Raw genomic sequence first — 15,267 nt, 5'->3', positions numbered from 1 at the left:
CGAGGTAGTAATGCCGATGGAAGGGATAAGCAAGAAAAAACCTTGAAGCCTAGACTTCGTTGGGCACATGTTGCCGTCCACTTCCACCTAACAAGTATAGTGCGGCTTGACAAGTTTGTTGTCATATCAGACCGCGGAGAGAACCATGGAAGCACACTGCTCTTGTATGTAAAATTATTAAAGATTATGTAGGAAATATGTTATTTTGGTTTATATAAAAATTATTGTTGACTTATGTGCAATTAGAGAACTGTTTTCCACTTGGTACAGCCAACACATTTACTACTTACTTTGCACCAGCAGACTTTAATGAAACAGTGAATACCCTTGGGCAGCCATTATATGCAAAACAAGAGCCAAGAAGGTTTGATAGAGGGACCGATTTACATACTCAGTCAAATCCTTTACCAATGTGCCATCGCCCAGGAATATTAATCAAAGTCGTTGCAGCATAACAATACTGGTAGAGCAACTACAAAAGTGGTGAGGCATGAAAGTGCTCTACCAGTATGCCCCTTCTTAGCGTGCATGTAGAGATTAGTGCATAAAGGTAAAGTATGCAAGAAAAAATAAAAAGATTATTGAAAGATTGTTTTGCACATTTAGGAGAGCAAGCGTTGTATGAGTCAAGGGATAAGTCGTACATGGTGCAGATATTAAAGCAACAGCCAGATAAATTATATGGAATTGGTGAAGGACAATTTGTAGGAGAAATTTTGACTTTAGAAGTAAGTGTGTTTGATGTATTAAAGCCAATGGTGGGAGATACTTTTTCCATAGGTAGTTGTAGATACAGAGTACACTCACCGCCACTCAGAGATAACTCTGGAATGATCTGGAAAATTCAAGCGTCAGGGGTGTAAATGCGTGTTGAAATTGGAATAAGCGGCAGCATTGAGAAAATAATTCAAAGTATTGAAGCTAGCCAAGCTAAGATAACACGAGCAACAGTAAGAGCATTAAACAAAACGGCATTGTGGACAAAAGAGCAAGCTACGAAAGAACTAAGTAAAGATGTGCAAATAAAACGGCAATTAATCAGAAAAAGATTATGGATAACCAGAGCAACAAGAAATTATCAGAGGGCTCTAGTAAAGATAGGGTTATACGGAGTAAAATCTTCAAAGCTTGGCAATATGAAACAAATGGCAAAAGGAGCAAAAGCAGGAAAACATATGTTTGAAGGAGCATTTATTGCTAAGATGCCAACCGGACATAGAGGTATTTTTAGACGAAGAGGAAGGACAGCCTTGCCGATTCATGAAGTTACTGTACCGATCGGAGAAAATGTACAAAAGATAGTAAAAGAAATGGCTAGTTATAAAACAGGAAAAGTGTTTGAGGAATATTTTGAGCATGAGTTGAATGTTCTTTTAAAGAAGCAATGAAAGAATTTTGGAAAGGTTTACATGAGGCAATTTGTAAAACGCTAAAAGAAGAAATCCCAGCAATACAAACGTGCGAAGTGTATAGAGCAGAGCGTCGGGAAATAATAGCCCCAGCAGTATTTGTAGAGCTTGCAAGTTTAGAACCAGGAAAAGACCCTGGGACTGAGGAATTAGCGTTGAGGGCTAGATTTGAGGCAAGAGTAGTAGTTGATGGAACAGTCGAGGATTCCTCGATAGTTGTGAGAGAATTAGCAACAGAAGTTGCAAGAGTAGTGAATAAAAATACTTGGGACGTGGAAAATGTTTCAGCAGGTGAATTTTTATCAGCGGAAGTAGACAATTTTAAACCAGAGTTGGATGCATATTTAGTGTGGCTGGTAGAATGGGTTCACGAGCTACATACAGGTCAATCAATGTGGTTAGAAACTGGCGCATATTATTAGTGTGGGGGAAAATGTTAGACCATAATTTTGCGATTGCAGAGCTAAATAGAAGGCTAGCGAACATTATTCGTATAGGTCTAGTTAAAGAAGTAGACTATGAAAAAGCAAGAGTGCGGGTAAAGGTAGGAGAATTTTTAACCGATTGGTTACCGTGGATAACAACAAGAGCGGGAGAAGATAGAAGTTGGTTTTCCCCAGATATTGATGAGCAGGTGATGGTATTATCGCCATATGGAGAGTTGTCATTAGGGGTGGTGTTACCGGCAATTTATCAGCAGAAGTATTTTCCCTCGGAATGCCGAAAAGACGCGCATATTTTAGAATTTAAGGATGGAACGAAATTATCGTACGATAAGGAGAATCATCATCTTGAGATTGAAGTAGTAGATAAAATAACGCTAAAAGTTGGAAAATCGAGTATAGAGATGACAAAAGAAGGAATAAAACTTAAGGGAAGGAGAGTTGATCTCAATTGACATGAGAAGAGCTATAGTTTGTATAGGAGATCATTGCATGGGGATACCGGTTCATGTTTGTATGAGTGGAAGTAACGACGTTTTTGTAAACGGTAGATCTGTTTGTCGAAAAGGAGATATCTTAACTCTAGGTGAGAAACTAACGCAGGGGTCAAACAGCGTATTTGTTAATGATATTGGTATTGCACGAGTTGGTGATTTAGCCTCATGTGGTTTTAAGGTAGTAAGTGGAAGTAGCAGCGTTTTTTCTGGATAAAGATATGAAGGGAATGAGTGCTGAAACAGGTAAGGAATTAGAAGATTTGGACCATCTGAAACAGTCAATAGTTGATATTTTGACCACACCAATTGGTAGTAGAATCATGAGAAGAGATTACGGTTCAAGATTATTTGAATTAGTAGATAAGCCAGTAAATCGTGATTTTACATTAGAAATTTACGCAGCAACAGCAGAAGCACTACAAAAGTGGGAAAAGAGATTTAAGTTAGAAAAAGTAAAAATAACAGAAGTGAAAGAAGGAAAAGTAACGCTTGACCTAGAAGGATTGTACTTACCAATGGGGGAAAAGATTCGCTTTGATGGAGTTGTGGTATAAAGATGGAGCAGCCTAACATTATTGAGCCACTGAACTTCGAAGAAATCTTTTCACGTATGAAGGAGGAGTTGATACGTCGAGACTCAAGTTTTACAGCATTAGTAGAAAGTGACCCAGCAATAAAGATTTTAGAGGTAGCAGCATGGCGAGAACTTTTGCTCAGAGAAAGAATAAACGAAGCAGCAAGGGGCAACTTACTTAAGTTTGCAAGGGGAGAAGAACTTGATGATTTAGCTGAATTTTACGGAGTGGAAAGGGAGAACGGGGAAAAGGATGAACGATTTAGAAAAAGAATCAAGGCAAGAATAGTTGGCTCAAGCACAGGAGGAAATTATCGGTATTATGCATTATCAGCAGATACGAGAGTAAAAGATGCATTAGTAGAATCACCTGTACCAGGAAAAGTACAAGTTTCAATCTTATCAACAGAATTATCCACACTGCCAGAAGAATTACTAGAAATTGTCAGAAATCAGCTAAACAGGGAGGATGTGAGGATTTTAACAGATACAATAGAAGTGGTAAGTTGCAATATTATAGAAATAGATATCCACAGTAAAATTAGCATTAAAAGACCAGATATTATTGAAACGGTGAAGAAGCAATTTATCGAAAAATTTGAAACAACGAAAAGATTAGGATGGAAAGTAACGAAATCATGGATTATAGCCAACCTGTTTGTGGATGGGGTAGAAAACGTAGAATTAATCGAGCCAAGAGAGGATGTTGTGGTACTGGGGAATGAGTGTGCTGCCTTAAGAAGTTTAAATGTTGAGTTGAATTAATGCTATTACCACCAAACGCAACAAAGCAAGAAAAAGCGCTGATTGATGCAATCGATTACAAAGTAGACCCAAGCTGTGTAAAAGGATTTAAATTTAGCCTAGGGGAAAAAATATTGCCGTGGTTGGTTGAAGAATATGGATTGGGGGAAATTCTACGCTGGGTAAAAGACAAAAGAAAGGCGATAAAAGAAGGAATAAAATTTCAGCGTTTAAGAGGAACACCAGCGTCACTAAAAATAGCATTAAAATGGGCAAATATAGAAGATATTACAATTATTGAAGAGCCACCCGGAGAACACTTTTTTGAATTACAGATAGGGATAAAAGATGTTCCGAAAGACTTCTTTGTTGATGCAGTAGTAGAACTAGCAAAACTATCATTACCTGCAAGATCACGGCTAATGAGGATTTTTAACGATTATTATAATGCGCAGAGATTTATATTGGATGAGAGTTTATTTGGAGATCTTCTTTCTGACTATTCGGGGGTAAAAATAGAAAAAGATGGACCAGTGTTATCATTTGGTCGGAAGAACACATTTGAGCTAAAAATCTTAAATCCAACTTTTAAGTTTGGTACTTTTCGGATTCATTATGAGCAGGCATTAAGTAATGATCTGTATAGGCTAGATGTAGCAATACTTGGAGAAACCGAGCCTCACACAAAGAATTATAACGGTATTTATGAAAGAAGTCATCAGTGGAATAATTTAAAAACGTTATATCCGCTACCACAGAGCTTATTACCTGAGATTAAGTTTGCGAAAGCGCAGATAGTATTATCGGACAGTTGGAGTTTAGGAGAAATAAACGCATGTTTTCCAGTAAGTAGTATAGAAGAGAGGGGAAAAAGGTTTTTACTAGGAAGTGATAAGCTATCTGAACAAGTGTGGAATTTAAAATACAAGCCAATTTTAGAAAGATTTTTTGCCGTTCACCACTATCAAGTAAAGAATTTCTCTACCCCCAAAATAATAAGATTTAGCGTAGCAGAACACTACATTCATTTTGAAAACGAATTGGATTCAAAGCAAAAAAATGCAACATACGAGCTAGAAAACTACATTTTAGTATTTTACGGAGGCGTTTTAACTTGGCACGAACATCGACATTTGAACAGGTCCTGGGAAGAAAAACAACCTATATGCTTAATGAATTAAATACATATATTTATATCTTCATACACTACATTAACATTCGGTAAAAATGTGTGTTTTTTGAAAAAAAGAAGTTGCTTTTCCATGCCAAAACAGCCCTAAGTGAAAAAGTAGCTAGTAAACAAACAAGATTTGCTAAGCGCTAAAGTGAGCCAAATTGGAGGCACTTTAAATTGCATTAATAGCTGAGGAACATTATGGTAAAATTTAGTAAGAAAGAAAGAGAAGAGTTTAATAAGTCGTGGAAAGAAGTATTAGATAACTCAATAGAAAATATTAATAAAAAAGACACAAAAGGGAGGACGATGTTGCATTATGCGGTGGGAATGCCAGATCCAAAAAAAGTGAAATTATTAATCAAAAAGGGAGCAGATGTAAATGTGGCGGATGCAGGACAATATAGACCATTGCACTTAGCAGTAATGGGACAACGTCTAGAAAATACAAAGGAGCTGATAAAGGCAGGAGCAGATATAAACGCAGTGGAACGAAGTAGCAAATTTGCTCCGTTGCACCTTGCCTGCATGGTAAGTGAAATAAAAATAGTAGAAGAGCTAGTAAAAGCCGGAGCAAATATAGAGCAAAAGGATAAATCTGGCAAAACGGCAATGGATTATGCGAGAAATAATAAAGAGATAAAAGAAGTGTTAGAGAACGTAAAAATCGCAAATAAGCAGAGAGAGTTCATAGAAAAATAAGGGTCGTATCAGCAGCAGGTGTGATAGTGGCAAAAGAAGAGCTTGTGAAAATTTAGAAGGGCTGTGGCTAAGAAAGAGGTGATTATGGAAAAAGGGAAATTTTATCATTAGAGGGAAAAAAGAAGCTTGATGATTTGGGAGAGTGCTCAATTGATGAAAGATAGCGCTATGTGTTTCCAAAATTGTGCATAAAAGTAAAACAAAACGAAGGTTAACAGTTGCGTCTTTTTCGCAAGAGTAATGGATTTATGGAAAAAAGGAGTGCCCGAACTATAAAAATATTTACAGGAGAAACAATGAGAAAAAAGGTATTAACTGTAACTTGTCGATATGAGCCTGATGAGTTAGCAGATAAACGCTTATCGGATGTATACGGGCAACTGATAGAGAGATTGATAAAGAGAAAAAAAGAAAATAGAGAGAAAGAAACAAATGAAAGTAGTGAGTTTATATGCGAGAGTGTCATCGTGCAAAAAATTAAGCATAGTACGACAAATACAAGTTTTCTTGTCGTTTTAATCTGCACAGATTGCGAAGTTAAATGAAATAGCTTCAGTTTCATGATAAGGGGGCTGGCGGAGTTTGTCAAGGAAGTTTTTCGTTTCTATTCCCAATAAAAGTTTGTTATATGGTTATGCAAGAAGTCTATTGTTGGTTAATGTTTTATGGCTTTACGGAAAGTTTATAGCTATACAACTTATCTTAAAAGCAATATAGTGTTCACTATGCAATGAATCAAAGATAGTAAGTAAAGTCTATGAAATTTCAAATCACTACACATTTTCAACCCGCTGGAGATCAACCGCAGGCAATCGATAGTTTAATTGCGGGGCTAAATAGCAATAAAAGAGACCAAGTTTTACTTGGGGTTACTGGTTCTGGGAAAACTTTCACTATGGCAAATGTTATAGCAAGGACAAACAGACCTGCGCTGATCATGGCACACAATAAAACCTTAGCAGCACAACTTTATGAGGAAATGAAAGGATTATTTCCCAATAATGCTGTTGGATATTTCATTTCTTATTATGATTACTATCAGCCCGAAGCTTATTTGCCGCAAACTGATACTTATATCGAAAAAGACTCTGCAATCAACGACAGAATTGACATGCTGCGTTATTCTGCCGTCTGCTCCCTCTTGGAGCGCAGGGACACGATCGTAGTTGCCAGTGTTTCTTGCATATACGGTCTTGGTTCGCCTGAAAGCTACCGCAGCATGACTATATCTTTAAGTGTTGGAGATAAAATTCATGTTAATGATTTCTTGAGTAACTTAGCTGATCTCCAATACAAGCGCTCTGATACCAGGTTTGAGAGAGGATATTTCAGAGTGCGTGGCGATATTATCGATATATTTCCTGCCTATTATGAAAATAAAGCTTGGCGTTTATCGCTGCTTGGTGATGAAATAGAAGAAATTTCTGAAATTGATGCTATAACGAGTAATATTACCAAAAGCCTAAATACAATCACCATTTTTCCAAACAGCTATCACATTACATCACGTGAGACTCTGTTGCAGACAGTTGAGCTAATCAAAAAAGAGCTGCATGAATGCTTGGATTATTACTACTTGCAAAACAAGATTGTTGAAGCAAAGCGCCTCGAGCAACGCACTAATTTTGATATTGAAATGATGAGAACAACAGGAATATGTAAAGGTATTGAAAATTATTCGCGTTATCTCTATGGAATGGAAGCTGGGGATCCACCGCCTACTTTGTTTGAATATTTACCCAAAGATGTAATTTTGTTTGTTGATGAAAGTCATGTCACCGTTCCTCAGATTGGTGCGATGTACAGTGGTAATGAGGCACGTAAAAAGAAATTGATTGACTATGGCTTCAGGCTCCCTTCCGCTTTTGATAATCGTCCATTAAAATTTGAAGAATGGGAGAAAGTTAGGCCGCAGACTATTTACATTTCAGCTACTTCTGGAAAGTATGAGTTGGCAAAGACCAATAATGTATTTATAGAGCAAGTTATCCGTCCAACAGGGCTTACAGACCCAATCTGCATTGTGAAACCAATAGAGAGTCAAATTGATGATGTAATTCATGAGGCACAAGTGACAATAGGAAAGGGATTTTGTGTTTTAATCACTACACTGACAAAAAAAATGGCTGAAAATTTAGCTGAATATATGAGTGAATTAAATATGAGAGTGAGTTATTTGCATTCTGATATTGGTGCGCTGGAGAGAATAGAAATTATATGTAAATTAAGATCTAAAGAAATTGACGTTTTAGTAGGTGTTAACTTGCTTAGGGAAGGTCTTGATATTCCAGAGTGTGGTTTGGTTGCAATTTTAGATGCTGATAAAGAAGGATTTTTGCGATCAGAAACATCGCTCATTCAAACGATCGGTCGTGCTGCACGTAATGCTGAAGGTAGAGTAATTTTATATGCAGATAAAATCACTGGTTCTTTAGATCGTGCATTAAGAGAGACTGAAAGAAGAAGAAAAAAACAAGAAGAACATAATATATTGCACAATATTGTCCCGAAGACTATAATAAAACCTATATCAAACACCTTACAGGAGAGGGCAATAGCAGAACCAAAAGTAAATACTAATAAGGATGACTTGAGAAAGCAAATGATAGAGCATGCTGAAAATTTAGAGTTTGAAGAAGCAGCAAGAATAAAAAAATTATTGCAAGGTTAAGTAATATATGATGCTATGGGCATAGCATGAAAGTGTAAACAACTAAACTTCCACTATTCTTCTTTTTATTTTAACTCATCTTTTTGAGACTTTTGACAATTTCTTAGAACTGAAGAAGGAAAGGTGTATTTTTTTATTGACTTACCTATGTATTACGGTAATCACTAAAGAATTAGTGAGTAATGGTTATAGAATATGAATGGTGGGGTACCAAGCAAGGGATTAATTACCCCGCCAACAATGTTGCAAATTTTTCTTTTCTTCTCGATTATTTCCAGGAGAGTTTGGTAGCTCTTTTACACGAAATACCACATTTACGTCCTCAAGGTTAATTTCAATTCTCTTGACTAACGTTCTAATAATATCACGTTTAGTTAGCCAGTCTGCGTTATCAAGGTTTGATGTAATATTGGAAGAAAAGTCTTCTAAATTGGTTACAACCAAAGTTAATTCCTGTTTTAATTTCTTTTGATCGAATATCCTTTTCTTCTCCTCTTCAATTGTTTTTAAACTTTGTTTCATTGCTTTAATTCGTGGTTCAAATTCTTCTTGATTAATATATTCTTGAGCATAACTATCAATAAGTCTAGCAATACCACGTTTTAATTTATTTTCTTGTTTCTCTAGTAAATCGCTTTTTTGATCCCATGATGATTTTTTAAGCTCTGAAAGTCTACGCCTGTATTCTTCTAAAACCCTATTTGGATTTTTCAATAAATGCTTAACCTCTTCCCAAACGGCTGTTTCTAATGCATCTGTACGAATGTGTTTATTATCACAAATTTTATTACCACCAAAACGGTAAGAATCTCTACCAATACAACGATAATAAGCATAATGATCAATTTTTTCTCCTCGCTTATTTCTTACAGGACTTCCGTAATATGCATAACGACAACGCTTACATACGATTAAACCTTGTAGTAAATATTTTGCTCCTCTTTCTCTTGTCCTTGCTATTTTTCTATTCTCAGCTAATTGTTCTTGAACTATATCAAATACATCTTCGTCCACTATATTTGGCACTTTAACATAAATCCAATTTGCTTTTTCAACAGAATAGGTAGAGTAATTATCTTTCGGTTGTTCACAAGAATGTTTCTGTGGTCTGATATGTTGTAACTTTATACCTACTTTTGTTTTACCAAAAGCCGCTTGTCCTTTGTAAGCAGGATTTTTTAACATACCCCAAATCACACTTCTATCCCAGTACTTTTTTCCTGTTCGTGTTATAATAGACATAGTGTTTAGCCGACGACACACTTCCCCAATACTTGTCCTTTCTCTTCCTATCCACAAAAATACTTTCCTAACAACATTAGCTTCTTCTTCGTTTATTTCAAATAAAGCTTGTCCTCCTCCCATATATTTATCTATATAACGATAACCATAAGGAGCTCCTCCCATTACGCTTACACAACCTTTATTAGCTGCATAAATCTTTCCGCGACGACTTCGTTCCATAATTTTCGCTCGTTCATATTCTGCTATCATACCTTGCATTTGTAACAGCAATTGAGATTCTGGATTATCGTTAATCTCATAATTTAAGAAAACCGTTTCTGCTCCTGCTTTCTCAAATTCTTCAAGTAATACCATTTGATATGCATATTTTCTAGATAAGCGATCAGGTGAATGAATGTAAATTCTATCAATTTTACCTTCTGTTACTTTATCACGTAACTTTTCTAGATCAGGACGGACTAGATTAGATCCACTGTAGCCATTATCAATAAATTTATACTCACTTAATAATTTGTATCCATCCGTACTAATTTGCTTCTCTAAAGCTGCAACTTGACTTGCTATTGTATTTTCTTGTGCTTGTTTCCCCGAAGAAACTCTTGCATATAAACTCACTGTTACCATTTGATCCTCCTTGAATCCCATTTTTATGTTTTAAATTTTTTTGGCTTACTTGCTTTGACACGGCTTTTTCATAAGCATCTAACAAATACTTTTCTGCCAACCGGTTAGTTTCATAGCTACAGCTAATCCGTATAGCTAATCTCTTATTTCCCATGAACTTTCCTTGAAATAATATGTTCATATCATTCATTGAAACTGATGGTTAATTGATTGTTGGCACTATAAATAAATGGCACTCTTGTTTTTGGACATAGAAGTTTTCGAGAAATGCTTTTCTCTAATTTTACGTTTTTTGCAACATTGTTGGCGGGGTAATGACACCTCTCTTGGGCTCTTTTAGCTACAAACGTTAAGAAATTTACCAAACGGAAAAAAAGGCAAAAGAAGCCCTAGTCATTGTCTATTTTCAGTATTGGCGTTTTTTAAGTCTTAAACACTGCAATTTAGCTGCTTTTAAATGCAACTCACCTTAGTTTAAATGTTTAAGAAATTTACTAAGCAGAAAAAAAGGCAAAAGAAACCCCGTGTTAGCTAGTTGTCACTCTCTAATCCTGCAAATTGGCGTACTATACTGTCTTAAACGACTTATAAGCGCGTTTCAGCTTGTGTAGGTAAAAACCCAGAAATGTTGTGAAGACATAAGGTGCACATAGTGCGAAAAATTAAAAATAAGACGCCAAGTACGTTGTTTTTTTTGCTGTTTAATCTGCACAGATGAAGATAACTGAATACCTTCAGTACCATGATAAGGGGGCTGGCGGAGTTTGTCAAGTAAGTTTTTCGTTTCTATGTTGTCAGCTACTTGCATGACACCTCTGGGCACTGCCGTCATAAAGGAACCAGTGTTAGCTACTTGGATGACAACCATTGTATTTGAGGCAAAATTGACTATCACTTCTTTTTATAGAGTTTGCTCCAAATTCTATTGTTAGTTAATACAAAAAACACTGTTAAAATTATAAAATACGCCACTACTTTTAATCCAAGTTTATGCCGGCGCTCTAATTCTGGCTCTGCTGCCCATTGTAAAAAATTTATCACATCATACGCCATATTTTCAACTGTGGCTTGTCTTGCACCATCATATTCCACCATTCCTTCAGAAAGTGGTGGCGCCATAGCTAACCTGCCTGTTGAAAAGTAAGGGTTGAAGTATAAATCATTTTCATCGTGCTCGCCGTTTTGATAGCCTGTTAACAGTGAATAGACATAATTTGCACCATCATGCCTTGCTTTAATAATTAACGATAAGTCTGGTGGAACTGCACCATTATTGCTTGCTGCAGCTGCTTCTTTTGTATCAAAAGGTGCAATAAAATAATCCGAAGGTACTCCAGGTCTATCGAACATTTCACCCAAATCATTCGGACCATCTTTAACTTGATAAGAAGCTGCAATCTGTTTTATATCTTCTTCAGAAAAACCAACATCTTGCAAATTACGAAATGCTATCCTATTCATTGAATGACAAGCAGCACAGACTTCTTTATACACTTTATAGCCTCGTTGAATTGACTCTCTATCGAAAGATCCGGTAATTCCATCAAATTTCCAGTCCATTTTTTTATTTGGTGATGGCTTGAATTCTTCTGCATACACAAAATTAGCAAAAAACAATATGCAAAGTATAGCTAACATACTTCTCATCAGCATTACTTCATCTCCGGCACAGAATCACTTAAGGTTTTTGGTGGTTCTTTTGGCTTTTCATATTTACTAAGCAGTGGTAAAATTATTACAAAATATGCAAAATAATAAAGAGTGGATAGCCTACTCATAGTGATGTAAGGCTCTTTCACCTCTTGTCCTCCAAGCCAGGCAAGAAGTGCAAAATTTATTGCGAAAACCCAAAAAAATTTTTTGAACACTGGGCGATAAGCACCACTTTTAACTTTTGATTTATCAAGCCAAGGTAACAAAAACCAAACTAAAATAGACGCAAACATGGTAAGCACACCAGTAAGTTTATCTGGAATTGAACGTAGCATTGCATAAAAAGGTAAAAAGTACCACTCTGGCACTATATGTACCGGAGTGACCATAGAATCAGCTTCTATATAATTGTCTGGATGTCCAAGATAATTAGGAGCATAGAAAACAAATGCAAACAAAACTACAAAAAACAGACCAAAAGTTATGCAATCCTTGACTATATAATAAGGATAGAGAGGAATGGTATCCTTATCTGATTTTACCTCCACTCCACTTGGGTTACCAGAGCCAAACCTATGCAGAGCTATCACATGAAGCATAGCTAAAGCAATAATAACAAAAGGCAGAAGATAATGCAGAGCGAAAAAACGGTTAAGTGTTGGGTTATCCACTGAAAAACCACCCCATAACCATATAACTATTTTATTTCCAACTAAAGGTATAGCAGAAAATAAATTGGTTATAACTGTTGCACCCCAGAAACTCATTTGTCCCCAAGGCAATACATATCCCATAAAGGCAGTTGCCATCATTGCAAAAAATATAAATATACCAACAAACCACACCACCTCTCGTGGCCTCTTGTAAGATCCGTAATATAATCCACGCATTATATGAACATAGACTACCATAAAGAAGAGCGATGCTCCAACAGCGTGAGTGTAGCGTATTAACCACCCATAATTCACATCTCGCATTATGCGCTCTACACTATTAAACGCATAATCAACATGCGGAGTGTAGTGCATAGCAAGAAATATACCTGTTATTATTTGTAAAATTAGCGCTATACCAGCCAAAGAGCCAAAGTTCCAAGCATAATTTAAGTTTTTTGGCACTTGGTAAGAAGCAGTGTGTTTCAAAAAAGAAAATATAGGCAATCTATATTCTATCCACCCTAATATGCCTTTTTCTTCTTCTATCGTTGTTTTTTTTTTCTGCATAACTTAAAGCTTTCTCTACCTTTAACTCGTTTTATTGTAGCAACTTATCCTTTACACACAAATAAAAAGTTTAAAGCGATATTAATTACTACCTCTTCAGCAACCTATCACGTGCCGCATTTAATTTCTGTGCAAAATACTCTGAGCCTCCTTTATCTGGATGAACTAATTTCATTAAATTTTGATATGCTTTATTAATTTCATTTTGACTTGCCTCAGGATTCAGCCCCAGTATCTTTAATGCCTCATCTTTGGACATGTTATCACCAGTGTAATTTTCAGTATAACTTCTACTGCTATTAAATTCGTTCAAAAACTTACTCAATATAGAGTTCATCATGAAACTTATGTTATTTTTTTTTGTCAGGAAAAGAAAAAATACAACAATGCTAGGCAAAACAAATGTAACTACTATGAATACTAAAAAAAGAAAAAAGATGAATGACATGTATATTTTTTTATCATTTTATGATTAAATAGTAACAATTATAATTGTCATGGTAAATAACATGTTCATCCAGATTGAAGAAACACCAAATCCAAACACACTGAAATTTCTCCCTGGATTTGCAATTCTAAACGAAGGAGAAACGGCTGATTTTTCAAATGCAGATGAAATAAAAAACTCCAAGTTAGCAGCAAATCTTTTTCAAATAGAACATGTGGTAAGAGTGTTTTTTGGTCATGATTTTATTTCAGTAACAAAATTGGGTGGAATTAATTGGGATACATTAAAAGTAGAAATTTTAACTACAATCATGGATCACTTTACTTCAGGTGGAAAAGCACTAGATAAAGAAGGAGTAAATGATAATAATATACCGGATGAAGAATTTTTTGATAAAAATGATATAGAAATTGTAAATAGAATAAAAGAATTGATGGAAAGTTATATCAAACCTGCAGTTGCTCAAGATGGTGGCGATATCAAATTTCGTGGCTATAAAGACGGGATAGTTTATGTTGAGTTACAAGGAGCTTGCTCTGGATGCCCAAGTGCTGCAATTACTTTAAAGCAAGGAGTGCAGAATATGCTGAGCTACCACATACCAGAGGTTGCAGGTATAGAGACCACACTATGACTAATCAAACGGTTAGAGGAACAAAAGATCTCCTGTTTGATGAATGGTACAAGTTTAAACACATAGAGCAAACAACAAGCAGAATCTCAAGTCTATATGGCTTTTTGCCTGCTCAAACTCCGATATTTGAATATACGGAAGTTTTCACAAAGACTTTAGGTGATAGCTCAGACATCATCACTAAAGAGATGTACACCTTTAATGATAAAGGGGGAAAGAGCATAACTTTACGTCCTGAGTTCACTGCAGCGGTTGTTAGGCTATTAATTGAAAAAAAACTGCAAACGCCGATAAAATTATTTTCAACAGGGCCTGCATTTCGTTACGAAAGACCGCAAAAGGGAAGACAGAGGCAATTTCATCAGATAAATTTTGAGGTTTTTGGTGTAGAAGATTCAAAAGCCGATGTTGAATTGATATCACTCGCTCAGCACTTACTAACTGAATTTAGCATCAATAAAAATGTAAAGCTGGAAATCAACTCTTTAGGTGATAGTGAAACAATAACTAAGTATAGAGAAGCTTTGATCTTATACTTTACAAAGTATCAAAACGATCTATCAGAAGATAGCAAAAATAGGTTGATCAAAAATCCACTCAGAATACTGGATTCTAAGGATGAGAAAGATAGATTAATAATTTCTGATGCGCCTAAAATCAGTGATCACTATACAAAAGAATCTTCATATTTCTTTGACCAGGTGTTAAATGGACTGCAAGCTCTTGGCATACCTTACACTGTAAATAGCAAATTAGTTCGAGGTCTAGACTATTATTGTCACACAGTATTTGAATTTGTCACAGAAGATTTAGGTGCACAAGGGGCAGTTTTTGCCGGTGGAAGATACGATAATTTAGTATCTTCAGTAGGTGGAAAACACACTCCAGCGATAGGATTTGCAGGAGGTATTGAACGCATAATGGAGTTAATCAATTATTCTCCGAAAGAAGAGCGACCTATTTACCTAATTCCGATCGGCAGAGAGGCTGATGAACATGCTCTAACACTTGCGAATGAATTGCGCAGAAATGGTTTATATGTAGTCTACGAATATAGCGGAGCACTTAAAAACCGAATGAAAAAAGCAAATCAAGCAAATGCTAAAGCTGCTTTAATCTTTGGCGATGAAGAATTGAGTAGTAAAACTTTAAAGATTAAAAACATGGATACAGGTGAAGAAAAAATAATGGCTCGCGATAACACAATAGAAAACATCAATTAGGAG

Annotated in this window: 17 protein-coding genes and 1 pseudogene; 14 read left to right on the top strand and 4 right to left on the bottom strand. The window is 35.9% G+C overall.

Annotated features, from left to right (window positions below; translation table 11 throughout):
- Positions 1-248: 248 nt before the first annotated feature.
- The 12 genes and pseudogenes from OOK92_RS01275 to uvrB all read left to right on the top strand — a co-directional run.
- Positions 249-455, top strand: a pseudogene (locus tag OOK92_RS01275) (major capsid protein); the annotation flags it as partial.
- A 102-nt stretch (positions 456-557) separates the two neighbouring features.
- A complete protein-coding gene (locus OOK92_RS01270) occupies positions 558-863 on the top strand; it encodes a head-tail joining protein (protein WP_264735493.1) in 306 nt (101 codons plus the stop codon).
- A complete protein-coding gene (locus tag OOK92_RS01265; protein WP_264731111.1) occupies positions 864-1,388 on the top strand; it encodes a phage tail protein in 525 nt (174 codons plus the stop codon). It abuts the gene before it with no gap.
- Complete coding sequence (locus OOK92_RS01260; RefSeq protein ID WP_264735993.1) at positions 1,385-1,831, top strand: hypothetical protein; 447 nt, start codon at positions 1,385-1,387, stop codon at positions 1,829-1,831. The genes OOK92_RS01265 and OOK92_RS01260 overlap by 4 nt, the downstream gene beginning before the upstream one ends.
- A gap of 11 nt (positions 1,832-1,842) precedes the next feature.
- On the top strand, positions 1,843-2,307 hold the full coding sequence (locus tag OOK92_RS01255) for a phage baseplate assembly protein V (protein WP_264735495.1): 465 nt from the start codon (positions 1,843-1,845) through the stop codon (positions 2,305-2,307).
- 1 nt (position 2,308) lies between these two features.
- Positions 2,309-2,563, top strand: coding sequence for a PAAR domain-containing protein (locus OOK92_RS01250; protein WP_264688206.1), 255 nt, complete (start codon positions 2,309-2,311; stop codon positions 2,561-2,563).
- Between the two features lie 4 nt (positions 2,564-2,567).
- Positions 2,568-2,903, top strand: a complete 336-nt coding sequence (locus OOK92_RS01245) for a GPW/gp25 family protein (protein ID WP_264736424.1) — start codon at positions 2,568-2,570, stop codon at positions 2,901-2,903.
- 2 nt (positions 2,904-2,905) lie between these two features.
- Positions 2,906-3,688 carry a baseplate assembly protein gene (locus tag OOK92_RS01240; RefSeq protein ID WP_253308960.1) on the top strand — a complete coding sequence of 261 codons (783 nt, stop codon included), beginning with the start codon at positions 2,906-2,908 and terminating at the stop codon, positions 3,686-3,688.
- Positions 3,688-4,848, top strand: coding sequence for a phage tail protein (locus tag OOK92_RS01235; protein WP_264735992.1), 1,161 nt, complete (start codon positions 3,688-3,690; stop codon positions 4,846-4,848). Before OOK92_RS01240 ends, OOK92_RS01235 begins: the two co-directional genes overlap by 1 nt.
- A 194-nt stretch (positions 4,849-5,042) precedes the next feature.
- Positions 5,043-5,543, top strand: a complete 501-nt coding sequence (locus tag OOK92_RS01230; protein ID WP_264735991.1) for an ankyrin repeat domain-containing protein — start codon at positions 5,043-5,045, stop codon at positions 5,541-5,543.
- A 248-nt stretch (positions 5,544-5,791) separates the two neighbouring features.
- Positions 5,792-6,088 (top strand): hypothetical protein, encoded by a 297-nt coding sequence (locus OOK92_RS01225; RefSeq protein WP_264735990.1) that lies wholly within the window; start codon positions 5,792-5,794, stop codon positions 6,086-6,088.
- A 212-nt stretch (positions 6,089-6,300) separates the two neighbouring features.
- Positions 6,301-8,214 (top strand): excinuclease ABC subunit UvrB, encoded by a 1,914-nt coding sequence (gene uvrB / locus OOK92_RS01220; protein ID WP_264735989.1) that lies wholly within the window; start codon positions 6,301-6,303, stop codon positions 8,212-8,214.
- A gap of 222 nt (positions 8,215-8,436) precedes the next feature.
- Here uvrB and OOK92_RS01215 read toward each other — a convergent pair whose 3' ends face one another.
- From OOK92_RS01215 to OOK92_RS01200, 4 genes are all read right to left on the bottom strand, one after another.
- Positions 8,437-10,104 carry a recombinase family protein gene (locus tag OOK92_RS01215; protein ID WP_264735988.1) on the bottom strand — a complete coding sequence of 556 codons (1,668 nt, stop codon included), beginning with the start codon at positions 10,102-10,104 and terminating at the stop codon, positions 8,437-8,439.
- Positions 10,105-10,974: 870 nt separating this feature from the next.
- Positions 10,975-11,730 carry a cytochrome c1 gene (locus OOK92_RS01210; RefSeq protein WP_373457563.1) on the bottom strand — a complete coding sequence of 252 codons (756 nt, stop codon included), beginning with the start codon at positions 11,728-11,730 and terminating at the stop codon, positions 10,975-10,977.
- Positions 11,731-11,735: 5 nt separating this feature from the next.
- Positions 11,736-12,959, bottom strand: coding sequence for a cytochrome b (locus OOK92_RS01205; protein WP_264735987.1), 1,224 nt, complete (start codon positions 12,957-12,959; stop codon positions 11,736-11,738).
- Positions 12,960-13,047: 88 nt separating this feature from the next.
- A complete protein-coding gene (locus OOK92_RS01200; protein ID WP_264329184.1) occupies positions 13,048-13,299 on the bottom strand; it encodes a DnaJ domain-containing protein in 252 nt (83 codons plus the stop codon).
- A 169-nt stretch (positions 13,300-13,468) separates the two neighbouring features.
- Between OOK92_RS01200 and OOK92_RS01195 the strand changes: the two genes are divergently transcribed.
- Complete coding sequence (locus OOK92_RS01195) at positions 13,469-14,041, top strand: NifU family protein (protein ID WP_264731225.1); 573 nt, start codon at positions 13,469-13,471, stop codon at positions 14,039-14,041.
- Positions 14,038-15,264, top strand: coding sequence for a histidine--tRNA ligase (hisS, locus tag OOK92_RS01190; RefSeq protein ID WP_264735986.1), 1,227 nt, complete (start codon positions 14,038-14,040; stop codon positions 15,262-15,264). Before OOK92_RS01195 ends, hisS begins: the two co-directional genes overlap by 4 nt.
- The last annotated feature ends 3 nt before the right edge of the window (positions 15,265-15,267 follow it).

This window comes from Wolbachia endosymbiont (group A) of Rhinocyllus conicus, from assembly GCF_947250775.1.
In the GTDB taxonomy this organism is placed as follows: domain Bacteria; phylum Pseudomonadota; class Alphaproteobacteria; order Rickettsiales; family Anaplasmataceae; genus Wolbachia.
Note: the sequence above shows the minus strand (reverse complement) of the source record. Positions and strands in the feature narration are given on the sequence as shown.